The sequence below is a fragment of the Lysinibacillus fusiformis genome (genome assembly GCF_003049525.1).
Classification (GTDB): Bacteria; Bacillota; Bacilli; order Bacillales_A; family Planococcaceae; genus Lysinibacillus; species Lysinibacillus fusiformis.
On record NZ_PYWL01000002.1, the window covers coordinates 251,437 to 275,560 of the forward strand.

A 24,124-nucleotide genomic window follows, 5' to 3' on the forward strand; every position below is an offset into this window, starting at 1 on the left:
TCTATGGCAAATTATCAATTAGTAGCAACGTCAGCAATGGGTTTAGAGGCAATTGTAGCCCAAGAAGTAAAAGCACTTGGTTATGAAACAACTGTTGACAATGGTAAAGTATATTTTCAGGGTGATGAAACAGCGATTGCACGTGCCAATTTGTGGCTAAGAGTAGCTGATCGTGTAAAAATTGTCGTTGGACAATTCCCAGCAAAATCATTTGAACAATTATTTGAAAGTGTAAAAGCTTTACCGTGGGAAAAATATTTACCCGTGGATGCTGCCTTTCCTGTTTCAGGGAAGTCGGTTAAATCTAAATTATTTAGTGTACCTGATTGCCAAGCTATCACAAAAAAAGCAATTGTTGAACGAATGAAACAGCATTATAAGCGACTTGGCTTTTTAGATGAATCAGGTGCTACTTACAAAATTGAGGTTTCGATTTTAAAAGATGTGGCGACACTAACGATTGATACATCAGGCGCAGGTCTTCATAAACGTGGCTATCGTCAAGTACAAGGTGAGGCACCGTTAAAAGAAACCTTAGCGGCGGCGCTTATACAAGTTTCAAAATGGAATCCAAATCGTCCGTTTGTAGATCCATTCTGTGGTTCAGGAACCATTGCTTTAGAGGCAGCCATGTTTGGACAAAATATAGCACCAGGCTATAATCGTGAGTTTATTTCTGAAGACTGGCCATGGATGAAAGCGCAAATCTGGGACACTGTCCGAGACGAAGCAGAAAGCTTGGCCAATTATGATCAGCCGTTAGAAATTGTAGGTTCTGATATTGATCATCGCATGGTAAGCATTGCACAAGAAAATGCTACAGAAGCAGGATTTGGTGAGCTAATTACGTTTAAGCAAATGCAAGCACGTGATTTCACGACTCAGTTAACAGATGGTGTAATGATCGGTAACCCTCCATACGGCGAACGTATTGGTGATGTTGAAGTTGTAGAACAGGTTATCCGTGATTTAGGGCAAGTTATGAAAAACTATCCAACTTGGTCAGTATATATGCTATCCTCCATGAAAAATTTTGAAGAATTATATGGACGCCAAGCGACGAAAAAACGGAAATTATTTAATGGTTTTATTGAAACAAATTATTATCAGTTCTGGGGACAAAAGTCTAAAAGAGATTAACGAATAGTAACGGAAGATAAGATTTTTTCTTATCTTCCGTTTCGTCGCGTATAATAGCACCAGATAGTAAGAGGGGGAACATCAATTGCGTAAATCTTTACCATTTGCATTATCAAAGGACCGATCATTTTTTGATTCACTAGGTGACTGGATGGGTGACGTCCTTTATGATGAATTGCCTGAAAAAGGCTTTGAATGTCGTGATGAGCAAATCTTTATGGCTTATCAAATAGAACAAGCGCTAAAAGAAAAAAACGTACTCTTTGCAGAAGCGGGTGTTGGAACTGGGAAAACAATCGCCTATTTACTCCCAGCTATTTCTTATGCACGCTATACAGGGAAACCGGCACTTATTGCATGTGCTGATGAAACATTAATCGATCAGCTCGTTAAAGAGGGCGGAGACATCTATAAGCTACAAAAAACGCTTGGTCTGGAAATTGATGTTCGTTTAGCCAAATCCCGGGATCAATATTTATGCTTAAAACGCTTTGAGGAAGCAGAAAAAGTTGAATCGGATGAATGGATTGATGATATTTCCTTCTCCATTCCGGATGGTGTGTATGCCCAAGGTTCAATGATTGCTATTCATCCATATGGAGAACGTAGTAATTATCCAACTGTCAGTGATGAGGATTGGCAAAAAGTTAATTACAACTCGATTATGCAATGCTCTGTATGTGATCTACGTAATCGCTGTGGGCAAACATTGCATCGTTCTCATTACCGTAAATCAACGGATTTAGTTATTTGTTCGCAAGATTTCTTAATGGAGCATTTAGCTACAAAGGAATCTCGTGAACGTGAGGGACAGCTTGCCTTACTGCCAGAAGTGTCTATGATGGTATTAGATGAAGGACATCTGTTGGAATACGCTGCACAAAAAGCAATGACTTATAAAGTACAGGCAACAACGATTGTTCAGCTTTTAGAGCGATTAATGGTGGATGGTGTGCGAGAACGAACTTTGTATGCTATGGAAAAATTGCAAGATGATCATGAGTTATTTTTTGATCAGCTTCGTGATGATATCGTTGCTTCAGATGAGGATCGTAAACGTATCAATAAATCCAAAACATTGCTTGCTTATGGAAAACAATTGATACATGATGTGGAAGTATTGATGGAAGAATTTGTTTTTGAATCTGAAATGTATATGATTCCTGAATATGAGTTAAACATGGCAGAGGAATATTTAGAACAATATGAGGCTTCCTTACGTATTTTCATAGCTCAAGGAGATGCAGTGGATTGGCTGGAGGAAACAGATGGAGAAGAAACGTTGGTGATTATGCCTCGTTTAATTACAGAAGTTTTAGCAGAAAAACTATTCTCTAAAAAGCTTCCGATCGTCTTTTCATCTGCTACTTTATCCGTTAATAAAGACTTTTCGTATATCGCCTATAGTCTAGGTATTAAAGAGTCCCAATCATTTTCAGTCCCTTCGCCATTTGATTATGAAGAAGTAATGAAAATCTATTTACATGAGCTTGATCAACATGCTAAAACCGCACGTGTACAGCAATTACTACGTGATGGCGAGCAAACATTAATTTTATTTAAATCCAAGCAAGCCATGTTGAAATTTAAAGCCGATTTGCCATTAATGGAGCGCATGCATGTTGCCTTTGAAGGTGATCGAGAGCTCTCCGCCATTGTTCGTGATTTCCAGCAGGGAATCGTTAAAACATTATGCTCATATCATTTATGGGAAGGCTTAGATTTACCTGAAGAAGCATTAACACGCGTTATTATTTATGATTTACCGTTTCCTCCACAGGATCCGTTATTTGATGCGAAGCGTACGTTTGCTGAAAACCCATTTGAAGAAGTGGAGTTACCATTTATGCAATTGCGCTTGCAGCAAGGAATGGGCCGCTTAATTAGGACGTCAAACGATCATGGTGATATTCATATTTTGTTAAATGAAGAAGAACAAAAACAACGCGCAGCCTTTGAAAATATATTAGCTGTTGCACCTGAAATAAAGTAGAATTAAGAGAGTTTGCTTAATCGGCAAGCTCTCTTTTTGTTATATTGAAATAGCTATTTTCCCCTTGTTAAATAATGTAATAACAAAAATATGTTGAATATTTCTCTTTTAGGCTATATAGTTCTTTGTAATGCAATGAATTTTGATGAAAGATAATATTTTTTGTATTGAAAATAATTTCACAAAAGGTTTATAATAATGACAAGAATTTTTAAGAATAATCAAACTGATTGTTGATTATTCCGTGATGGGGGGCTTTAACCTGTCGAACATTCAATCATTGTGTAGAAACTATACCAATCTTTCGGCAACGGATATTGACAAGTTAATAGAAATAGAAGCTACGCTTAAGTATTATGCTGAGCTCACTGATTGTTATATGTTCATAGATTGTATGATGGATAATTTATCACATGCAATTGTCGTGGCAGAAGCATTCCCTAACAAGGAAAAAGGTTTATACGAAAAATCGGTTATTGGAAAATTCGTTTTTGAAAGTTTTGAACCAGCCGTATTTACTGCGTTTAAACAAAAAGAAAAATCATCGATTTCCAGAGCCGTTACACAAGAAGGCATTACAGTCGAACAAAATGTGATTCCGATCTTTAATGAACAACAGCAAGTAATTGCTGTATTGATTCAGGAAAAGACGGTGAAGATGCAAACGACACCAAAAGATGATTTTCAAAATATGCCTTTTGCATTAATTGAACATATTGTAGAACCTAATTCTCAACCGATACCAGTTGTTTCTGATTTACTTGTAGAGTCAATTATTCTTACGAATCACGAAAACAAAGTTATCTATAGTAACCCTGCTGGCTATCATTTTATTTCAGAACTTTCTGGATTGGAAAACTTTGACAATGTTGCATTGGATAAAATCTTACCGTTTTTACAGGAGGTCTATGATAAAGGCGACGATGTCTTTTTCCTAGAGATTACGATTGATCGTAAATCCTTTATCGTGAAGAAAATCCCAATTCGTAGTCAAAATGACAAGGTTACACTCCTCATTATTCATGATCTAACAGAGCTAAAGCTGAAAGAAAATGAACTGATGATGAAAACATTTGCCATACGAGAAATTCACCATCGTGTGAAAAATAATCTTCAGACAGTGACAAGCCTATTACGCTTGCAAATGCGCAATGAATTGTCGGCTGTCAATGCAAGTGCTTTTCAGGAGGCATTAAATCGAATATATAGCATCTCATCTGTATATGAGCTTATTTTAGAAAATGAGGATAACGCTGAAGAAAGAGTAGACGTTATTGCATTGGCTAAAAAAATTGGACATAAAATGATTGGCACGTCCAATACAGCAACTATTCAACTAGCATTTCATCACGAACATTTGCAAGTATTTTGCCATTCCAAAAAGGCAGTATCCCTTGCACTCATTATTTGTGAGCTACTACAAAATGCATTAAAGTATGCTTTTGTTGGTCGTGATGAAGGAGCCATTGATATTCATTTCATGCAGGAAGCTTCAACTATTTCACTTCATATTTCCGACAACGGCGTTGGAATGCAAGAAGTGAAGGCATCATTTGGCATGGAAATTATCACAAGGCTTGTGGAATATGATTTAGCTGGCTCATTTTCAATTATCCCTAGTGAAGAAGGTACACATACTCAAATTCAGTTCCCTGTAAGTGAGGAGGTATTTATCGTAAATGACTAGGAAAGTTATGATTGTCGAAGATGAATCATTGATTGCCATTGATTTGAAGTTTATGCTAGAGGATAATGGTTACGAAGTAGTGGCACAAGCTAATAATGGTGAAACCGCCATTGAGCTAGCCTTTTTGCATAAACCACAATTAATCTTAATGGATATAAAAATGCCTAAACTAGATGGTTTAAAGGCAAGTAAAATTATTGAACAACAGCTTGGCATACCTGTTCTCTTCATCTCGGCATATAGTGAAAAAGAATTGCTACTATACATGAAGCAGGATAATATATTAGGATATGTTATGAAACCGTTTTCCGAAAAAAATGTGTTGCCTGTGTTAGAGGTTGCTTTTCATCAAATTGATAAGTTCAACCGTCTCAATGGGGAGATTTTACATAAGCAAACACAATTAGATAAGAGAAAAGTCATTGAACGAGCGAAGGGCTTGCTTATGCAGGCTGAAAATATAAGCGAGGACGAGGCTTACCGCAAAATTCGCAATGAAAGTATGCAAACACAGCAAGAAATGGTGCATATTGCGGAGCAAATTATTTTAAACTTACAAGTTAATAGTTGAAGCAAAGGCGCTTTAAAGAGATTTCTTCTTTAAAGTGCCTTTTTTTATATAAATTTATTAATCATAAAGGGGTGATGAGTAAGATGGCAATGATAGGAACGATTATCGTTTATATTATTATGATTTGTGCTGTTTTAGGGGCAATCGGAGCAATCCGAGATGCTGAGTATGGAATTGGTAAAGAGTTTATGAATGGTATCCATACAGTTGGTCATATTTTCGTCCCAGCAGCAGGGATCATGGCAGCTATACCTTACTTAACATGGTTTATTAGTCATTTTATTAGTCCGATTTTTGAGTTAATTGGTGCAGATCCTGCGATTGCAGCGACGACTATTTTAGCTTCGGACATGGGTGGTTACCAATTAGCCAATGCTTTAAAAGAGTCATATGAGGGATGGGTAATGGCTCTAGTCGTTGGATTTATGTCAGGTGCTACTATTGTCTTCTCGATTCCAATGGGTCTTGCGATGTTAGATAAGCGTGATCATAAATATATGGCGCTTGGTATTATGGCCGGCGTATTAACAATTCCGATTGGTGCATTTATTTCATCGATTATGATTGTGCTATTTAACACAGAAGTGCGTGAAGTTATTAGTACAACAGAGGCGCCTACATATGTATTTGCCATTTCTGTTCTACAAATTTTAATTAATTTACTGCCTTTGTTCATCTTTGTTGTATTAATCGCGTTAGGCTTAAAGCTTATTCCAAACGGTATGATTGCAGGCTTCATGTTATTCGGCCGTGTGATGGATGCCGGAATCAAATTGGTATTAGTGTTCTCGATTGTTGAAATTTTCACAGGTATTTTTACAAAAATATTTGGTGCATGGGGCTTCGATCCAATTATGGCTGATGAGATCGATCAATTCAGAGCATTAGAAACAGCTGGTTATATAGGTATTATGCTAGCCGGTGCATTCCCAATGGTTTATTTAATTCGAAAATATGCATCGAAACCACTTGAAGCGGCTGGTAAGAAATTGGGCCTTTCATCTGTAGGGAGTGCAGGAATTTTAGCAACTATTGCTAATATCTTGGCGATGTTCACGCTTGTTCGTCATATGCCACCAAAAGATAAAGTTATTAATATTGCGTTTGGTGTATGTTCAGCATTTTTATTAGGCGATCACTTATCATTTACAGCTAATTTCCAGCCGACGATTATTTTACCTGTTATTGCCGGTAAGTTTTTAGCGGGTGTGATTGCGATTATTTTAGCGTATAAGCTTTCTGTACCGACTGCCTTAAGGTTAGAAATGGAAGATCGCAAAGCAGGCATTATAAAAGAAGGCGAATATTTAGATCAAAAATCTTAATCCATTAAAAGTGAGGTGATGATGTGTGAGTGAAGAAAAGAAACGATTTATTCAGGAGTTTGTGCCGGGTAAACAGCTAACATTGAGTCACCTTATTGCGAACCCTGACCCCGAGATGTTTCAAAAGCTGGGTATTCAAGAATCGGGTGCGCTAGGTATTATGACGTGTACTCCAAGTGAAACGGTTATCATCGCTGGGGATTTAGCGACGAAAGCTGCCAATGTTAGATTAGGATTTTTAGACCGTTTTACAGGCAGTCTCGTTATTGTCGGTAGTGTATCAGAGGTGGAAATGGCGATGTTAGAAATTAATCGTTTTTTATCCGAGGTATTAGGCTATACACCATCAAGAATAACAAAATCATAGGATGTGTCGTATGAAAAATCGAGTAATGATAATAGGCGGTGTGCAAGCAGGAAAGTCAACATTGATGAATACTTTGTTGGGCAAAGAAAGCAGTGCCAATAAAACACAAGCACTCGTTTATGAAGACTGGATTGTCGATACACCCGGTGAATATATTGAAAATCCCATGTATTACAGAAACATTATGGCCACTTCGTTGGAAGTAACACATGTCATTTATTTGCAGGATGCCACATCTTCAAGAAGTGTGTTTCCTCCGCAATTTAGCTTAGGGATTCCGAAAATACAAATCGGTGTCATTACAAAAATTGATGCACCTGATGCAGATGTTGAAAGAGCGACAGGTTTATTAAAAAATGTGATGACACAGGGCCCTATCGTGAAAACTTCTTCGTGGAAAAAGCTTGGCGTGGAATGGATTGCGCCACTTATTCAGCTTCATACACACGAAGAAATTCAACAATTCGTGAAGGATTGCGATAGTCCATATCTCATGTATTGCTCACAGTAGCGAGAGGGTGGTGTAGGGTGAAAACTGAAAAAATTTATAGTGCTGGCATTGATATTGGGACAAGCACGACCAAAATGGTAGTTAGTCGTTTTTTGTTAAAGAATGTGGCTGGCGTAACCCATGTGCCAAGGATTGAAATTATTGAAAAGACGGTGTTACATCAAAGTCCCATCATCAAGACACCATTTATCAATAAAGACATCATCGATATGAAAAAAATTGAAGAATTCATTTTTCAGCAGTACCAATTAGCTCAAATCGTACCAACTGATATATCAACGGGCGCAATTATTATAACTGGCGAATCTGCCACGAAGGAAAACGCAAGAGAGGTTGTCCATACCATTGCAGATGGCGCAGGTCATTTTTTAGTTGCTACTGCTGGTCCTGATTTAGAAGGCATTATTGCGGCCAAAGGGTCAGGTACTTTACAGCAATCAAAAAACTCTTCAAAAGTGATCGCCAATATTGATATTGGTGGTGGAACTGCCAATATTGCTGTTATGCAATTTGGAGAAGTCATCGGGACATGTACCTTACATGTTGGTGGTAGATTGATTGAATTTAACAATGGTAGGATTCAATCAATTTCTCCGCCACTCATGGAACTGATGGAAAAGTGGTCTAATCCGTTATCCGTCGGTGATGCGGCAGAAGATGCTCGAGTGACGCAATGTATAGAGGAAATGGTCGGTACACTTGCTTTAATTTTGAAGGGACAGTGTACGGATGACAAGCATCCATTATTACTTGGGCATTTGCCAAACTGGCATAAACCAGTAGATGCCATCGTCTTTTCTGGAGGAGTAGCTTCTTGTATTTATGAAAATGAATGTACTCAGCGTCAATATGATGATATTGGTGAACGATTAGCGAAAATGCTCGTTCAGCATGAGCAACTGCAATCATTTTTATGGTTCCAACCTAAAGAAACCGCTCGTGCGACCGTCACTGGTGCAGGTACACAAACTACGGAAATTAGTGGGGCAACCATCCAGGTGGATGCCGAGGTGTTACCACTCAAAAATGTTCCTGTGTTTAACTGCCATCTGGATGAAACAGCAATAGACTATAACAGCACGGTGAAAACAGCGGTGGAACGAGCAGATGATTTATTTGCGATACAGGATAATCGTGCACCATTTGCACTCTATTTTAGTGAATTGCCGTATTTAAGCTTTCAGGATGTACATGCATTGTGTGAGGCCTTATTGCAACATTTGGCAACAAGATGCTCCAAGGACATACCAATTATCATAGTCATTCAATCAGATTATGCAAAGATTATCGGACAAACCATACAAGCAATTAATCCGACAGTCCCAATTATTTGCATCGATCAAATCAAAGTGGAGACGGGAGATTATATCGACATTGGAGAGGTTCTGCCTTCAGGCGTTGTTCCAGTTGTTGTGAAAACTCTTGCCTTCCACTCAAAGTAAGGAGGATGAATGTGAATTTATCGGTGATATTTGGTGGAGAGAAATATAATTTTAAATCATTAAAAGATGTCATGGCCAAGGCCAATGAAGAAAAATCAGGTGATCAGCTAGCGGGAATTGCAGCTGAAACCGTTCAGCAACGTATAGCTGCGAAGGCAGTACTAAGTGAGCTTCTAGTGAAAGATATCCGTGAAAATCCATTAGTGCCGCAAGAAAATGATGAAGTTTCACGCATTATTGAGGGCGATATTAATGAGCAAATATATGGAGAAATAAAAAACTGGAGCATTGAGCAGCTACGCGAATACATCTTATCGAATGATACGGGTGATCGTGAGTTAAAGCGTTTAAGCAAAGGGATGAACTCTGAAATTATTGCAGCTGTCACGAAGCTAATGTCAAATCTAGATCTCGTTCATGCAGCCAATAAAGTAGAGATTTTATCGACATGTAATATTACTATCGGTCAAAAAGGTACGCTGTCATCACGTTTACAGCCAAACCATCCAACCGACAATATCGACGGTATTATTGCTTCCCTAAAGGAAGGTCTGTCCTATGGTATTGGTGACGCTGTCATTGGTATTAATCCTGTGGATGATTCAGTTGAAAGTGTCAAAAAGGTATTAACTGCTACAAAAGAATTTATCAATGATTGGTCAATTCCTACGCAGAATTGTGTATTAGCCCATATTACGACACAGATGAAGGCCATAAAACAGGGTGCACCAGCTGATATGATTTTCCAAAGTATTGCTGGCACTGAAATTGCCAACCGTTCATTCGGGATTTCAGCAGATTTAATACGAGAAGCAGAAGAGCTCATTAAAAAGCAGGGGACGGGTACTGGTCCGAACCTATTCTACTTTGAAACAGGCCAAGGTTCAGAACTATCAGCAGAAGCTCATATGGGCATCGACCAAGTAACACTTGAATCTCGCAATTATGGATTTGCTCGACACTTCAACCCTTATATCGTTAATACAGTAGTTGGTTTTATCGGCCCAGAGTATTTATACAACAATAAACAAGTAATACGAGCGGGTCTTGAGGATCACTTCATGGGCAAAATGCATGGTATCCCTATGGGTGTAGATATTTGTTATACAAACCATATTAAGGCAGATCAAAATGATGTGGAAGATTTAAGTGTGTTACTGACAGCGGCTGGCGTTAACTTTATTATTGCGGCGCCAATGGGTGATGATGTCATGCTCAACTATCAATCAATGAGCTTCCATGATGTAGCTACATTACTACAAACATTTGGAAAAAAACCAGCACCAGAATATTTAGCGTGGCTTGAGAAAATGGGCATTTATGAAAATGGTCGACTTTCAGCTAGGGCTGGCGATTTATCCATTTTTGAAAGGTAGGTGAGTCGAGTGAATGATCAATTAGTCTCTATGATTACACAACTTGTCATGGAAAAGATGGAGAAAACTACTGAGGGGCAAGCTCCAGAGGTAATCACAACACGAACAGAGGAGCCGCTTATTAAGTTCTATGATACAGCAGCAACTAAAGGTGCTACAGAATTAGCAAAACCTATGTCTACAACAAGTGAACCATTAATTCAGCTGTATCAGCAAGGAACTCCTCAGCAGGCACATATAGCTCCTGCAACTTTTGAACAACCGTTAAATGTAGCTGTACCCATTAAGCCTTTTCAGTTTGAGGCAGACACATTAACGGACAGTATACAGGCGGCTAAAAAACATACACCAGCTCGGATTGGAGTAGGTAGAGCGGGCACAAGACCAAAAACAAAAACATGGTTAAAGTTCCGTCTCGATCATGCCGCTGCAGTGGACGCTGTGTATGGTGAAGTGACAGAAGATCTTTTACAAAAAATTGATGTCTTTCAAGTGACAACGAAAGTAACAGATAAAGAGGAATACATTACAAGACCTGACTTAGGTCGTCGTTTATCAGATGAAGCCAAGTCATTAATTCAACAAAAGTGCAAGCAACAGCCGAAAGTACAGATTATTATTTCGAATGGCTTAAGTGCGAGTGCGATTGAGGAAAATGTACAAGATGTTTATTTAGCGCTTCAGCAAAGTCTTAGCAATTTAAATATTGATATAGGCACAACCTTCTATATCGATAAAGGCCGAGTGGCGCTCATGGATGAAATTGGTGAGTTGTTACAGGCGGAGGTAATTGTTTATTTAATTGGTGAGCGTCCTGGACTAGTATCAGCTGAATCGATGAGTGCTTATTTATGCTATAAACCTAGAATCGGCACAGTAGAAGCAGAGCGTATGGTCATATCTAATATCCATAAAGGAGGCATCCCACCATTAGAGGCGGGCGCGTACCTTGGAACAATCGTACAAAAAATCTTGCATTACGAGGCAAGTGGGGTAGAGCTTGTCGCAAAAGAAGGTTAGGAGGCTGAAATATGAATCCTCAAAAAATAATGGCCCAAATTTTGGCGATGCAAACTATTCCAAGAGTTAACAGTGAATTAGCAGAGCAGCTAGATTTGAAGCCGCACCATCATAGTATTGGGCTCGTGACGCTCACAATTGATGATGTAGGATATGTAGCATTAGATGAAGCAACGAAGAAGGCAGATATTGATGTTGTCTATGCGAAAAGTTTCTATGCAGGAGCGGCACATTCATCTGGCCCCTTGTCGGGGGAGGTTATTGGCATTATTGCTGGAAGCTCACCTGATGAAATCCGTAGTGGTCTAGATGCCATTCAACAGAAAATAGAGTTTGACACGTACTTTGAAGCTATTAATAACAATGTCAACCATGCTTTGTTTGCCCATACGGTGGCAAGCTGTGGGACGTATCTTGCCGAGCTAGCAGATGTAAAGATTGGCACACCTCTTGCGTATTTAATCGCACCGCCATTGGAGGCAGTTGTTGGTTTAGATGCAGCATTAAAGGCGGCAGAAGTAGAGCTAAAGGTTTTCTTTGGCCCTCCATCGGAAACAAATTTTGGTGGCGGTTTATTAAGTGGCAGCCAATCTTCCTGTGAGGCTGCGGCACACGCTTTTAGGGAAGCCATTGAAAATTTAGCAAGAAACCCAGTGATTTAGAAAGGAGGCGGCTTTATGGCCACATTAGACAAAGACTTATTAGCTATTCAAGAAATGAGAGATGCTGTTAAACATGCTAATACAGCACAAGCTGCCTATATGCAATTTTCACAGCAACAAGTAGACAGCATCGTTAAAGCTGTTGCGGATGCTGCCTTTAAGGAAGCGGATCGCTTAGCCAAAATGGCTGTGCAAGAAACAGGGATGGGTATCCCTAATCATAAAAAAATGAAAAACGAAGTTGCTTCACGAGATGTCTATGAAGATATTAAAGAATTAAAAACGGTTGGTATCGTAGGCTATGATCGTATGAAAAAAGTGGCAGAGATTGCAAGTCCTTTTGGGGTTATTGCAGGAATTGTGCCAACGACGAATCCAACATCTACAGCTATTTTTAAAACATTAATTTCTTTAAAAACGAGAAATGCCTTAGTGCTAAGTCCTCACCCATATGCTGTGAAATGTACAAAAGAGGCGTTAGACGTTTGCCGAGTAGCTGCTGAACAAGCAGGTGCACCAGAAGGTTTACTACAATGTTTAACAATGTCTTCTATGGAGGCAACACAGCAGCTAATGAAGCATCCTGATATTCATTTGATTTTAGCGACAGGTGGCGGCGCATTAGTGAAGGCGGCGTATAGCTCAGGAAAACCTGCTTATGGGGTAGGACCCGGGAATGTCCCAGCTTACATCGAAAAATCAGCAAATATTCAAAAGTCTGTACGTCAATTGGTGCACAGTAAATCGTTTGATAATGGCACAATTTGCGCTACAGAGCAAGCTATTATTGTAGATAAAGCAATTGCAGAGCAGGTACAAACAGAATTAAAGAAAAACGGTGCCTATCTTTTAAATGCTGAAGAAAAGGCTAAAATGGAAAAATTAATTTCACCAGTTCCTGGAAAGGTGAATCCACAAATCGTCGGCAAATCAGCAACCTGCTTAGCGGATTCTGTAGGCATCACTGTACCAGAGGATACTAAAGTACTTGTTGGCTTAGAAACGATGATTGGTAAAAACATCCCGTTTTCTCTTGAAAAATTATCACCTATCTTTGCCCTCTATACGGTAGAAAACAGTACAGAAGCTAAGCAAGTGATGATTGACCTTTTAAATATTGGTGGACGCGGACATACATGCTCGATTCATACTGAAAATGCAGCTTTAGCAGAGCAATTCTCCGTTGAATTACCAGTATCTCGTATTGTAGTGAATACACTATCATCTATTGGTGCAGTAGGTGGCACAACTGGATTAGCACCATCCTTTACATTAGGCTGTGGTACATTTGGCGGCAATATTACGTCAGATAACATTACAGCAAGACATCTTTTAAACATTAAACGTATGGCTTATGGCATTAAGGATGTAGAAGTGCCAAAACCAGAGTTTGAAGTACAGTCCGTTGTTGAGTCGGTTGTCTCACAGGAGCCTTCTTTAGACACAACAATGGTTCAACAAATCGTTGATCAAGTATTAAAACAAATCACATTACAAAATAAATAATTTGGAGGAATGACAAATGAGTACAGCATTAGGAATGGTAGAAACAAAAGGTTTAGTAGGAGCAATCGAAGCAGGAGACGCAATGGTAAAAGCAGCAAGCGTTAATTTAGTAGGTAAAGTACATGTTGGTGGCGGTATCGTAACGGTTCTTGTTCGTGGAGATGTAGGTGCTGTAAAAGCAGCAACAGATGCAGGTGCAGCAGCAGCACAACGTGTAGGGGAACTTTTATCAGTTCATGTAATCCCACGTCCACACCATGAATTAGAAATGATTTTACCAAAAGCAGAAGCTTAATATATCAGCAATGAGAGCTGATCCAACTAAAGGATAGCTCTCCTTCTGTCATCAAGTAACAACAATCCATTTAATATAGAGGTGGCTAACGTGACAACAGCAACAAAAACATTTCCAGTGGCCATTTCGGCTCGTCATATTCATCTAAGTGAAGCGGACTTACAAGCACTTTTTGGTCCACAAGCAACGTTAACAAAGGATTTTGACTTATCACAGCCTGGACAATTTGCGGCAAAGGAGCGTGTCTCCATTGAGGGACCGAAAGGCGTTATCCATAATGTCCGAGTACTTGGTCCAGTAAGAGCAGCTACGCAAGTGGAAGTCAGCCGAACAGATGCGATGAAACTAGGGGTAACCCCTCCGCTGAGACAGTCAGGAGATATTGACCATTCAGCAGGCATCAAAATTAGTAGCCAACATCATGAATTGACCATTGAGCAAGGAGTCATTATTGCACAGGCACATATTCATATGACTGAGGAAGACGCGAAAGCATTGGAAGTCCAAAATAATGAATTGGTTTCTGTAGAAGTAATCAGTGACCGCCCAGTTACATTCCGTGGTGTAGTTGTACGCGTTTCCAATGATTTTAGTTTGGAAATGCACATTGATACGGATGAAGCAAACGCTGGTTTTATTGAACAACAGGCACAAGGAACTTTAGTAAAAGTAACAACGTAAGGAGGAGGCAAGATGCAAGAAAAATTAGTGCAAAAAATTGTTGAAGAAGTTCTGCAGCAAGTTTTAAAAAATCAATCTTCCCCTCCACATGACGGTAAAATTCCAATTGGTGTATCCGCCCGCCATGTCCACCTTGCACAAGCGGAAGTGGAACAGCTCTTTGGTGAGAATTATCAGCTTACACCAAAGTTTGAGCTTTCCCAACCTGGGCAATTTGCTGCGGAGGAAACCGTAGTCATTGCTGGTCCAAAAGGATCGATTGAGCGTGTACGTATACTGGGTCCAGCTCGTTCATTGTCTCAAGTGGAAGTTAGCTGGACAGATGCCATGAAACTAGGGATAAAACCACCATTAAGAATTTCAGGTGATATACAAGGCTCTAGCCCAGTTACATTGATTGGTCCAAAGGGGAGTGTCGTGCTAAATGAAGGACTCATTATTGCACAAGCCCACATTCATATGTCCCCAGAAGACAGTGCGAAATTCAATGTAATGGATGGACAGTCTGTACAAATCAAGGTAGAAGGTATTCGCCCAATTATTTTATCGAATGTGGTTATCCGTGTATCAGAGCGTTATCGATTAGAGATGCATATTGATACAGATGAAGCCAATGCAGGTTTAATTCAGCAAGGAACAGTAGCAGAAATTGTTCAGCATCAAGTGAATGAGCAACCGATTCCAGTGAAAGAGCAGTCTCCAGTCGTAGCAAAGGTAGAAAAACCAGCTATTTATCATTATGACAAAAAGCTACTTTCACAACTGGAAGTGCTAGAAATAGATGCGCAAGAAATTGTCGTGCCAAAGAAAACCATTGTAACGGCGTTAGCCTATGATAAGCTGCGAGAGTTAAATAAAACGTTAACAATCCGTTCTGAGTAGCAAATTAATCTGTGTAACATAAAGAGGGTGAAGTTCATGCAAATGGGAAGAGTGATAGGCAGTGTATGGGCAACACGTAAGGAGGAAGGGCTGAATGGTTTAAAACTACTAATCATTCAACCAATTGACTCCAATCAACAGCCGATTCGCACTGAAATTGTAGCAGCTGATCGTATCGGTGCAGGGATTGGTGATGATGTCCTAATAACAAGTGGCGGTTCATCACGCTATATTATGAAAGAAAATCCGTTACCAATCGATGCAGTTGTTATAGGTATTATTGATTCTACTGAAGTGATGAGAGGTGAGGACAATGAGTAGCGCAATTGGCATGATTGAAACAAAAGGATTGGTAGGTTCTTATGAAGCGGCTGATGCGATGATTAAATCTTCTGACGTGACAATCGTCAAGCAGGAATTCGTTGATGGTGGCATTGTGACTGTGGTCGTGAAAGGTGACGTAGGTTCTGTACAAGCAGCAGTAGAAGCTGGAAAAGCGGCTGCTATGCGTGTTGGAGAATTATTAGGCGCTCACGTAATTCCAAGACCTGATGACGAGGTATTCCAAATGATTAGTGGACCAGAGGCACCGAAGAAAAAGCCGGCTTCTACATCTACATCAACACGTGCTAAAAAAACAACCGAAGCAACACCAGCGACAGATAATCGAGGTGAAGCATAATGGCATTTCGTAAAAATAAAATCGCTGTGATTGGTGCCGGTCATACTGGTTCTACATTGAGTTTATTTTTAGCACAAAAGGAACTAGGCGATGTCGTGCTCGTTGATATACCCGAAGCTGAGAACCCAACTAAAGGGAAGGCATTGGATTTATTACAGACAGGCCCAATAGAAAAGTTTAATGTATCTATTAAAGGGACGAGTAATTATGAGGATATTGCTGGTGCAGATATCGTAGTTATTACAGCAGGAATCCCTCGAAAACCAGGCATGAGCCGTGATGATTTAGTGACAACGAATGCTAAAATTATTCAACAGGTTTCAAGACAAATAAAACACTATGCTCCAAATAGTATTGTCCTCGTGTTAAGTAATCCGGTTGATGCCATGACGTATGTATGTCACAAGGAAACAGGCTTTGCTAAAAATCGTATCATTGGTCAGTCTGGTGTGTTAGATACAGCTCGCTTCAACACGTTTGTTGCACAGGAGCTACAAATTGCACCTGAAGATGTCTCTGGCTTTGTGCTAGGTGGACATGGTGATGAAATGGTACCATTAATCCGTTATTCCTATGCAGGAGGTATTCCGCTAGAAAAACTCATCCCCCAGGATAGACTCCAGCAAATCGTCGAACGTACACGTAAAGGTGGCGGTGAAATTGTCGGTTTATTAGGCAATGGTAGTGCGTATTATGCACCAGCTGCTGCATGCGCGCAAATGGTCGAAATCATTATGAAAGATCAACGAAAAATTGTCCCTTCTATTGCCCTATTAGAAGGTGAATATGGGTACCAAAACCTGTATCTAGGGGTACCAACAATTTTAGGCGGCAATGGTATCGAATCTGTAATCGAATTGCACCTAACAAATGAAGAACAAGCAGCGCTTCAGCATTCTGCGGAGGCTGTTAAACAAGTAATTGCCATTTGCCAAAACATAGAGTAAACAGACTCTACTTTGATGAATAGAAAGAATCCCCATCTTTCTTTCGATTGAAAATGAATGGCAGCTCCTAAAAATGTTTGATTGGAAACCGAACATTACTCGAAAGCTAGTGAAAATTCTCCTAAATATATACCTCTCTTTGATTAAGAGAGGACGAGCTGTAGCAAGCGCATCGTTTGCTACAGTTTTTTTATTTTGTAAAAAGTGCTTTTATGCAAATAAGTTAAAGGAAGTTGACTTTGCCCTAAGGGGAAAGTGTATAACGGATATAAGACATAAATGAAAGGGAGAAGTGATGGTGTGATATCAATTGGTGAATTTTCGAAAATTTGTGGTGTATCAACGAAAACGCTCCGCTATTACAGTGAAATTGGTTTAATTCATCCTGAGGAGATAAATGAAGAAAACGGCTATCGCTATTATTCCATTAAACAATTGAAAAAAATGCTCTTTATTAATCGTTTAAAATCCTATCAATTATCGCTTGAGGAAATCAAAACGCTCGTAATGATGGAAGAACACGAGCAAGAAGAAAAACTATATGGTGTCCTCAGACAAAAGAAAAGGGAATTGCAGGAGCGTATGAAGGCTTATGATTTTACAGTGAAGCAAATCAATCATGATTTACTCCATATAAAGAAGGGTGTATCAATTATGTCTTATCTGGATGATATACCTATCAAACTCGTTGAGACGAAGCAGCAGACAATACTGACTAGACGGCAGTTGCTGACTGGTGAAGATTATAAAGAGGGATATCACCATTTTTTCCAAACACTCTATGAGAAAATCGCTAAGGAGCAATACACCCTACTTGGGAAGCCGATGACGATTTATCATAGTGCTGAATATGATCCTCTTGGTAATGATACTGAATTTGCTATTCCTATTAAAGAATCAGTGAACGGAACAAGAGATTTTCCAGGAGGACTTTGTGCAAAATCCGTGTTAAAAGGCGCTTATAATGAGTTATCTGCAATTTATGCCAATTTACTAGAGTGGGTGAAAAAAGAGGGCTATGAGCTAGTGGATTCTCCTTATGAAATTTATATAACAGATCCCAATCAAGAGCAGCATACGGAAGACTGGCTAACAGAAGTTTATTTTCCAATCAAGAAAAAATAATAAGGAGGTTGAAATGATGGGAGTTAATTGGAATATACCTGCATCAGATAGATTGAGCTTGAATGAATCCTTTATAAAGGAAGCGTATCGTAATATAACAGGTATTGTAATTATCAGAAATGGCAAGCTAGCATATGAAAATTATTTTCAGAAGAACGACTCAGAGCAAGCACAGCATGTGGCATCGGTCACTAAGAGTGTACTATCCGCACTTATCGGCATTGCCATCGATAAAGGTTTTATTAAGAGTGTCGAACAACGGGTATTGGACTTCTTTCCTGAGTATCGAACAGATGATGACGTTAAACAAAAAATGAATATACGACATCTTTTAACAATGACAGTTCCCTATCCGTTTCAGGATTGGCATGAGCCACTCGATATTTTATGTCAGCAAGATGATTGGGTGGAATATATCCTCAATAGTATGGGGGAGGGAGGAGCAGTCGGCCATTTTAAGTATTCCTCAGCAGGAGCTCATTTACTTTCTGCCATTCTGACGCAGAGCACAGGAAAGACGGCCCTTGAATTTGCCAATGAATATTTATTTCAACCGATAGGAATAAAAGAAATCCCGAATTATCCAATGACTGGGTATGGTTTTGACGATTTATTCGGAAAAAACGTGAAAGGATGGGTGCATGATCCGAATGGGCTTTCTACAGGCGGCTGGGGATTAACAATGACGACAAGAGATATGGCCCGAATAGGCTCTTTATATATGAATAAGGGTTTATGGAATCACCAAAGAATCCTGTCAAAAGCATGGATTCAAGAATCTATCGCGGGAAATTCACATCATTATGGCTATTTATGGTGGCTACGAGAGGAGGAAGATTTCTTTTCTTATGCTGCAGTTGGCGATGGCGGCAATATAATCTGTTGTATTCCTTCACTGAACACAGTAGTTGCTATCTCTTCACTCTTTATGGTCAATGCTCCAGATAGATGGTCGTTTATCAAGGAACATATTGTTCCAGCATTAATGCAATAATATCACAACCTATATCATAACAAACCTTATCACCTCTACTATAATCAAAGGAGGAGGGATGAGGATGAATAACATCATACAGGAGATGATTGATTGGATTGAAGATCATCTCTTAGAAGGCTTTTCATTAGAACATTTAGGGAAGGATATGGGCTATTCCTCGTATTATTGTTCGTTTAAATTCCATCAAATAACGGGGATCACAATTAAAAAATATGTTTCATTACGCAAGGTATATTTGGCCTCTGAAGCATTAAAAAAGTCGGAAGAAAAAATGATCGATATTGCCTTACATTATGGCTTTTCAACACAGGAATCCTTTTCTAGAGCCTTTAAAAAGGTCTTTGGTTTAAGCCCTCATGAATTCCGAAAGTCCCCACAACCTTTGCAAACATTTGTAAAAAAGAATTTAAAGGATGAAAGAGGATGGTTTACAATGGATATTTCTTCAAAACTAAAAATTGAAGCATTGCAAGAGAAAATACATGCGCAATATGATCAAGCGATATTGAATGTTTTAAATGGTCAAATGATGTACGAGGAGTTTTCGAAACAGCAATTAATGGGGAACAGTGATTATGTACCTTTTAATGAAGCCATGTGTACCAATCAAACAGCAAGCCCTATTTTGGGTGAAGAATTTAACAAAATTCGTGCCGCTGGACACCAAGTAGCGGTTCAGGACTATGAGCGTATAACAGTGAATCCTTTAAAGTCATTGTGGACCAAAAACTATCAATGTATCGTTTTATGGTTTGGGGATGATATGTTTTGTCAAATGAACTTGCTAACTGTACTTGCTTTTCTGGAGCAGCAAAAATACGAAGGCAAAGTTTATTTCCATATGGTACAGGAAGCGACCTATGATGTGGATGAAATTGAGATCGTGCTTGGAGACTATTTAAAGATTTATCAAGACGTTTTGATCCGCCATCGTATCCCAGAGGCAACGCTTTTACCAGTAATGTATCAGGGCATTCAATTATATTTTGACTATTTAAAAGAAGAAAATGATATTTCTACTTATATTATGAAACATGTTGATCAGTCATCACAGGAATTGTTAACACAATTATTTCGCCTCTTTCCTCAATATGGGCTCGGAGATACTCAGTATTTAAAAATAATAGATAAAGTGAAAAATGAAAAATCTGAGTAAAACTACTAAACGGCCCACAATATACAAAATTTTCGAAAATATGATAAACTTATAGCACAAGGAGGATGAAAGCATGACTGTTCAACAATTTACTGACTATGTTAAGAAGATGCAGCATTATGAGGAAGCACTCAATGTAATTTATTGGGATATGAGAACGGGAGCACCTAAAAAAGGGTTAGCACAACGTTCAGAGGTAATAGGTACATTATCAGCCTCCTTATTTGATATGCAAACGAGTGAAGAATTAGGTGAGCTACTATTAGCCTTAGAGGCACAAAAATCAGATCTTGATTATGTGACACTTCGTTTAGTGGAAGAAGTAAGAAAGAATTACGATCAAAATAAAAAAATTCCTGCTGAAGAGTATAAACAATTTGTAATTCTACAATCAAAGGCGGAAACGGCATGGGAAGAAGCAAAGGAAAGCAATAATTTTGAACTATTCCTACCATTTTTAGAGGAAATCATTCAATGGCAAAAAAAATTCATTCAATATTGGGGCATTAAAAATGGATCTCCCTATAATACATTGCTCGATTTATATGAACCAGACATGACGACAGATGTATTAGACCATGTATTTGGTGATTTACGAGAATCCATTATAACACTTGTACAAAAAATTGCTGATTCATCGAATAAACCGGACACAAGCATGTTATTTAAGCATTTTCCACGTGAAGCTCAGCGTGAACTATCACTAGAGATGCTAGCTCAACTTGGTTACGACTTTGATGCTGGCCGTTTAGATGAAAGTGTGCATCCATTTATGATTGGCTTAAACTATGGTGATGCTCGTATTACGACTAAGTATGATGAAAATGACTTCCGTTCAGCTATTTTTGGTACAATTCATGAATGCGGTCACGCGATGTATGAGCAAAACATTGATGAAAAACTTGCAGGTCTGCCATTAGCCACAGGTACATCAATGGGGATTCATGAATCTCAATCATTATTTTATGAAAATTTTGTTGGCAGAAATGAAAAGTTCTGGGAGCATAACTATGAGCGCATTCAACACTTCTCACCAGCTCAATTTGGTGATGTTGCATTAGCCGATTTTTTACGTGCCATTAATATGGTCGAACCATCTTTTATTCGTATTGAAGCGGATGAATTAACGTATCCACTACATATCATGATTCGCTATGAAATTGAACGTGATCTGTTCAATGGGGAATTACAAGCGAAGGATCTCCCACAAGTATGGAATGATAAATATGAGGAATATTTAGGTATTCGCCCTGAGACAGATGCAATGGGAGTACTACAAGACATGCATTGGTCAGGTGGCATGTTCGGTTACTTCCCATCCTATGCGTTAGGAATGATTTATGCAGCACAATGGAAGCATGCGATGGATAAGGATATTCCTCATTTTGATGAGTTATTAGAAAAGGGCGAGCTTCTACCTATTCGTGAGTGGCTAACAGATAAAGTTCATCAATATGGAGCATTGAAAAAGCCATTTGAATTGCTACAGGAGGCGACAGGGGAAGGCTTAAATGCCAAGTATCTTGCAAACTACTTACAAGAAAAATATACAAAGCTATATCAGTCATAAAAAAACAAGCGATTTCTCTATAATGAGAAATCGCTTTTTTTCTAAATACTTACCACAATTGATAGCCTTTGGAGCCGGCCGGTGAATTCGAAATAATATCGAAAATTGGCACGGTGTAAGCGAATAAAATTAAGGCTACTAAAATGACAAGCCACACTTTAAAGTTTTCTAAAATAGCCGGTGTCGGACCACTAAGCTCATGTACATCCCCAATAGGGAACTCTTCTTCCCCCTTAGGAGCAAACCAAGCTAATTTCACGACGATATAAATAATGATTAGGATGGCGATAAAAAGAATCGTTCCTCCCACAGCCTGTGCAATTTGATAAGGAATCCAATCGTATGCCTGTGAAGCACCACCATATTCTGAGTAATCTGACCGACGGGGTGCACCGATAAGACCAGCAATATGCATAGCAGAAGACATAATAGTCATACCGACTGCCCATAAGATACCAGCGAAATTACTAAGATTGTTTAAAGCCTTTGTTAAAGTACGTCCTGTTAAATGTGGAATTAACCAGAAGGCCGCACCAAAGTATGTTAGAACAACAGCGGTTGCAATTGTTAAATGGAAATGCCCAGTCACCCAAATAGTGTTATGGATTAATTGGTTCATTTGATAGGAGGCATTGACAATACCGCCAGCACCACCAGGAATGAATGCCACCATACCGATAAATGGAACGAAGAAACGAGAATCTTTCCAAGGTAATTTTTTGAACCATCCGAACAGTCCTTTTCCACCTAATTCTCGACCACGTAATTCGAACATGGCAAACATCGAGAAGGCTGTCATTAAAGATGGAACGATTACAGCAAATGTTAAGACAACTTGAATGAACTTCCATGTACTATCTATACCAGGCTCTGTTAACTGATGGTGAATCCCAACAGGAATAGAGAAGAGTAAGAACAGCATAAACGAAAGTCTTGCTAAAGAATCGGAGAAAATTTTTCCGCCAATGACCTTTGGAATAATCACGTACCAAACCATATAAGCAGGTAATAGCCAGAAGTAAACAAGTGCATGACCGAAATACCAGAAAAGGGTACGAGATAAGGCAACATCGACACGTTCAATTAAACCTAATGACCATGGTAACAGTTGGATTAATACTGAAGCTGCCACACCAAGTGTTGCAACGAACCACATTAAATTATTTACAACTACCATAAATGATAATAATGGGCTAGGCTGACCGCTACCTTTATTTTCTTTGCGCCATTGAGCATAGCGTAAAATTTGACCTGCGCCGCCCACCCAAGAACCAACAACGACTAGTGTAAGGCCTAAATAGAAAATCCAGTGTGCCTTTAGCGGTGCATAAAACGTATAAAGAACAGTTGCTTTATTCAATAAAACCATTGTTGCCGCAGCGGCTGTACCGATTGTCATTAACCAAAAGCCAATCCAACCAAGTCTGCGTTGACTGTTAGTAAATGTACCAGAAGTACGACTGACACTGGCAATTTGGAAACCGTAAATAAAGAATGTAGTTAAAATAAGACCGAGTAATACTCCGTGTACGGTTAACACTTGGTAGTAGCCAATGCCCGCTGGTAAAGTAAATTGACCAGAACGTACAAATACTTGTAATAAACCTGCAAGACCACCTAATAGCAATGCGATAAATGCCACATATATATGCGCCATTGCTAGCTTTGCATCGCGACGATCTACTTTTGTCATTGAATTAGTGTGACTCATTTGAATCCACCACCTTTAGCATAGAGTGCATCATCGTATGTCCTGTACCACAATATTCATTACATACGATTAAAAACTCGCCTACTTTGTTTACTACTGTTACATATTCTGAAATATAACCAGGCTCAAGCATCATGTTGATATTCGTACCTGCAACTTCAAAACCGTGCATGACATCTTCGCTTGTTGCGATGAATTTTACCTTTGCACCAAGTGGTACCTCAATTTGTGGAGGATTATAATTGAATGCAGAGGCTATTACGACTACCTCATAATCCCAATCTTTGCCCTCTACCTTATGGACTCCTGGATTATCAAAAGGTGCTGTCTCTTTCACTTTCTCGTAATCTAGTGTTTTTTTACCATTGTTCGGATGGGAGCCTTGATGAAATGCTCCGATACCGAGAATGATTAGGAATGCGACTAAAGTAGCAACTCCGAACACAAGCCAATACTTCTCATACTTATGTATGTGCAT

The 24,124-nt window shown here is 39.1% G+C and carries 24 protein-coding genes; 22 read left to right on the forward strand and 2 right to left on the reverse strand.

Annotated elements, in window-relative coordinates:
* The first annotated feature begins 3 nt into the window (after positions 1 to 3).
* The 22 genes from C9J29_RS06110 to C9J29_RS06220 all read left to right on the forward strand — a co-directional run bounded on the left by C9J29_RS06110 (position 4) and on the right by C9J29_RS06220 (position 21,935).
* On the forward strand, positions 4 to 1,140 hold the full coding sequence (locus tag C9J29_RS06110) for a THUMP domain-containing class I SAM-dependent RNA methyltransferase (RefSeq protein ID WP_089985113.1): 1,137 nt from the start codon (positions 4 to 6) through the stop codon (positions 1,138 to 1,140).
* Between the two features lie 85 nt (positions 1,141 to 1,225).
* Positions 1,226 to 3,133, forward strand: coding sequence for an ATP-dependent DNA helicase (locus tag C9J29_RS06115; protein ID WP_008176459.1), 1,908 nt, complete (start codon positions 1,226 to 1,228; stop codon positions 3,131 to 3,133).
* A gap of 247 nt (positions 3,134 to 3,380) precedes the next feature.
* The gene (locus tag C9J29_RS06120) at positions 3,381 to 4,820 is read left to right on the forward strand and encodes a sensor histidine kinase (protein WP_107921792.1); all 1,440 of its coding nucleotides are present in this window, start codon (positions 3,381 to 3,383) and stop codon (positions 4,818 to 4,820) included.
* Positions 4,813 to 5,391 (forward strand): ANTAR domain-containing response regulator, encoded by a 579-nt coding sequence (locus C9J29_RS06125; protein ID WP_025115126.1) that lies wholly within the window; start codon positions 4,813 to 4,815, stop codon positions 5,389 to 5,391. The genes C9J29_RS06120 and C9J29_RS06125 overlap by 8 nt, the downstream gene beginning before the upstream one ends.
* An 83-nt stretch (positions 5,392 to 5,474) precedes the next feature.
* Positions 5,475 to 6,716 (forward strand): ethanolamine utilization protein EutH, encoded by a 1,242-nt coding sequence (gene eutH / locus C9J29_RS06130; RefSeq protein ID WP_008176453.1) that lies wholly within the window; start codon positions 5,475 to 5,477, stop codon positions 6,714 to 6,716.
* 25 nt (positions 6,717 to 6,741) lie between these two features.
* Entirely contained in the window at positions 6,742 to 7,083 is a 342-nt protein-coding gene (eutS, locus tag C9J29_RS06135; protein WP_008176451.1) for an ethanolamine utilization microcompartment protein EutS, read from the forward strand.
* A 10-nt stretch (positions 7,084 to 7,093) separates the two neighbouring features.
* Positions 7,094 to 7,594: a EutP/PduV family microcompartment system protein gene (locus C9J29_RS06140; protein ID WP_008176450.1), complete on the forward strand. Its 501-nt coding sequence runs from the start codon at positions 7,094 to 7,096 to the stop codon at positions 7,592 to 7,594.
* 17 nt (positions 7,595 to 7,611) lie between these two features.
* Entirely contained in the window at positions 7,612 to 9,036 is a 1,425-nt protein-coding gene (locus C9J29_RS06145; RefSeq protein WP_107921793.1) for an ethanolamine ammonia-lyase reactivating factor EutA, read from the forward strand.
* A gap of 5 nt (positions 9,037 to 9,041) precedes the next feature.
* Positions 9,042 to 10,412, forward strand: coding sequence for an ethanolamine ammonia-lyase subunit EutB (locus C9J29_RS06150; RefSeq protein WP_008176446.1), 1,371 nt, complete (start codon positions 9,042 to 9,044; stop codon positions 10,410 to 10,412).
* Positions 10,413 to 10,421: 9 nt separating this feature from the next.
* Positions 10,422 to 11,432 carry an ethanolamine ammonia-lyase subunit EutC gene (gene eutC / locus C9J29_RS06155; protein ID WP_089985108.1) on the forward strand — a complete coding sequence of 337 codons (1,011 nt, stop codon included), beginning with the start codon at positions 10,422 to 10,424 and terminating at the stop codon, positions 11,430 to 11,432.
* Between the two features lie 11 nt (positions 11,433 to 11,443).
* Positions 11,444 to 12,094 (forward strand): ethanolamine utilization microcompartment protein EutL, encoded by a 651-nt coding sequence (eutL, locus tag C9J29_RS06160; protein WP_089985106.1) that lies wholly within the window; start codon positions 11,444 to 11,446, stop codon positions 12,092 to 12,094.
* A 15-nt stretch (positions 12,095 to 12,109) separates the two neighbouring features.
* Positions 12,110 to 13,600, forward strand: a complete 1,491-nt coding sequence (locus C9J29_RS06165) for an aldehyde dehydrogenase family protein (RefSeq protein WP_089985105.1) — start codon at positions 12,110 to 12,112, stop codon at positions 13,598 to 13,600.
* A 16-nt stretch (positions 13,601 to 13,616) separates the two neighbouring features.
* On the forward strand, positions 13,617 to 13,895 hold the full coding sequence (locus C9J29_RS06170; RefSeq protein ID WP_008176438.1) for a BMC domain-containing protein: 279 nt from the start codon (positions 13,617 to 13,619) through the stop codon (positions 13,893 to 13,895).
* A 90-nt stretch (positions 13,896 to 13,985) separates the two neighbouring features.
* The gene (locus C9J29_RS06175) at positions 13,986 to 14,576 is read left to right on the forward strand and encodes a phosphate propanoyltransferase (RefSeq protein WP_089985103.1); all 591 of its coding nucleotides are present in this window, start codon (positions 13,986 to 13,988) and stop codon (positions 14,574 to 14,576) included.
* Between the two features lie 12 nt (positions 14,577 to 14,588).
* Entirely contained in the window at positions 14,589 to 15,458 is an 870-nt protein-coding gene (locus tag C9J29_RS06180) for a phosphate propanoyltransferase (RefSeq protein ID WP_008176435.1), read from the forward strand.
* 36 nt (positions 15,459 to 15,494) lie between these two features.
* Positions 15,495 to 15,779, forward strand: coding sequence for a EutN/CcmL family microcompartment protein (locus tag C9J29_RS06185; protein WP_008176433.1), 285 nt, complete (start codon positions 15,495 to 15,497; stop codon positions 15,777 to 15,779).
* Positions 15,772 to 16,140: a BMC domain-containing protein gene (locus tag C9J29_RS06190; RefSeq protein ID WP_008176431.1), complete on the forward strand. Its 369-nt coding sequence runs from the start codon at positions 15,772 to 15,774 to the stop codon at positions 16,138 to 16,140. The genes C9J29_RS06185 and C9J29_RS06190 overlap by 8 nt, the downstream gene beginning before the upstream one ends.
* Entirely contained in the window at positions 16,140 to 17,087 is a 948-nt protein-coding gene (gene mdh, locus C9J29_RS06195; RefSeq protein ID WP_008176430.1) for a malate dehydrogenase, read from the forward strand. Before C9J29_RS06190 ends, mdh begins: the two co-directional genes overlap by 1 nt.
* Before the next feature lie 300 nt (positions 17,088 to 17,387).
* A complete protein-coding gene (locus C9J29_RS06205; RefSeq protein ID WP_107922002.1) occupies positions 17,388 to 18,212 on the forward strand; it encodes a MerR family transcriptional regulator in 825 nt (274 codons plus the stop codon).
* 13 nt (positions 18,213 to 18,225) lie between these two features.
* Positions 18,226 to 19,206, forward strand: coding sequence for a serine hydrolase domain-containing protein (locus C9J29_RS06210; protein ID WP_107921794.1), 981 nt, complete (start codon positions 18,226 to 18,228; stop codon positions 19,204 to 19,206).
* 64 nt (positions 19,207 to 19,270) lie between these two features.
* On the forward strand, positions 19,271 to 20,365 hold the full coding sequence (locus tag C9J29_RS06215) for a helix-turn-helix domain-containing protein (RefSeq protein WP_043990135.1): 1,095 nt from the start codon (positions 19,271 to 19,273) through the stop codon (positions 20,363 to 20,365).
* 73 nt (positions 20,366 to 20,438) lie between these two features.
* Positions 20,439 to 21,935: a carboxypeptidase M32 gene (locus C9J29_RS06220; protein ID WP_107921795.1), complete on the forward strand. Its 1,497-nt coding sequence runs from the start codon at positions 20,439 to 20,441 to the stop codon at positions 21,933 to 21,935.
* A 49-nt stretch (positions 21,936 to 21,984) separates the two neighbouring features.
* Here C9J29_RS06220 and C9J29_RS06225 read toward each other — a convergent pair whose 3' ends face one another.
* Both C9J29_RS06225 and C9J29_RS06230 read right to left on the reverse strand, forming a co-directional pair.
* Positions 21,985 to 23,646, reverse strand: coding sequence for a b(o/a)3-type cytochrome-c oxidase subunit 1 (locus C9J29_RS06225; RefSeq protein ID WP_089985098.1), 1,662 nt, complete (start codon positions 23,644 to 23,646; stop codon positions 21,985 to 21,987).
* Positions 23,633 to 24,124 (reverse strand): cupredoxin domain-containing protein, encoded by a 492-nt coding sequence (locus C9J29_RS06230; protein ID WP_008176413.1) that lies wholly within the window; start codon positions 24,122 to 24,124, stop codon positions 23,633 to 23,635. The genes C9J29_RS06225 and C9J29_RS06230 overlap by 14 nt, the downstream gene beginning before the upstream one ends.

Bases quoted from the DNA above. Each gene is read 5' to 3' on its own strand.
- C9J29_RS06110 (WP_089985113.1), top strand. From the start codon at position 4: ATGGCAAATTATCAATTAGTAGCAACGTCAGCAATGGGTTTAGAGGCA.
- C9J29_RS06120 (WP_107921792.1), top strand. From the start codon at position 3,381: ATGGGGGGCTTTAACCTGTCGAACATTCAATCATTGTGTAGAAACTAT.
- C9J29_RS06125 (WP_025115126.1), top strand. From the start codon at position 4,813: ATGACTAGGAAAGTTATGATTGTCGAAGATGAATCATTGATTGCCATT.
- eutH (WP_008176453.1), top strand. From the start codon at position 5,475: ATGGCAATGATAGGAACGATTATCGTTTATATTATTATGATTTGTGCT.
- C9J29_RS06140 (WP_008176450.1), top strand. From the start codon at position 7,094: ATGAAAAATCGAGTAATGATAATAGGCGGTGTGCAAGCAGGAAAGTCA.
- C9J29_RS06150 (WP_008176446.1), top strand. From the start codon at position 9,042: ATGAATGTGAATTTATCGGTGATATTTGGTGGAGAGAAATATAATTTT.
- eutL (WP_089985106.1), top strand. From the start codon at position 11,444: ATGAATCCTCAAAAAATAATGGCCCAAATTTTGGCGATGCAAACTATT.
- C9J29_RS06165 (WP_089985105.1), top strand. From the start codon at position 12,110: ATGGCCACATTAGACAAAGACTTATTAGCTATTCAAGAAATGAGAGAT.
- C9J29_RS06170 (WP_008176438.1), top strand. From the start codon at position 13,617: ATGAGTACAGCATTAGGAATGGTAGAAACAAAAGGTTTAGTAGGAGCA.
- C9J29_RS06180 (WP_008176435.1), top strand. From the start codon at position 14,589: ATGCAAGAAAAATTAGTGCAAAAAATTGTTGAAGAAGTTCTGCAGCAA.
- C9J29_RS06185 (WP_008176433.1), top strand. From the start codon at position 15,495: ATGCAAATGGGAAGAGTGATAGGCAGTGTATGGGCAACACGTAAGGAG.
- C9J29_RS06190 (WP_008176431.1), top strand. From the start codon at position 15,772: ATGAGTAGCGCAATTGGCATGATTGAAACAAAAGGATTGGTAGGTTCT.
- mdh (WP_008176430.1), top strand. From the start codon at position 16,140: ATGGCATTTCGTAAAAATAAAATCGCTGTGATTGGTGCCGGTCATACT.
- C9J29_RS06210 (WP_107921794.1), top strand. From the start codon at position 18,226: ATGATGGGAGTTAATTGGAATATACCTGCATCAGATAGATTGAGCTTG.
- C9J29_RS06215 (WP_043990135.1), top strand. From the start codon at position 19,271: ATGAATAACATCATACAGGAGATGATTGATTGGATTGAAGATCATCTC.
- C9J29_RS06220 (WP_107921795.1), top strand. From the start codon at position 20,439: ATGACTGTTCAACAATTTACTGACTATGTTAAGAAGATGCAGCATTAT.
- C9J29_RS06225 (WP_089985098.1), bottom strand. From the start codon at position 23,646: ATGAGTCACACTAATTCAATGACAAAAGTAGATCGTCGCGATGCAAAG.
- C9J29_RS06230 (WP_008176413.1), bottom strand. From the start codon at position 24,124: ATGCACATACATAAGTATGAGAAGTATTGGCTTGTGTTCGGAGTTGCT.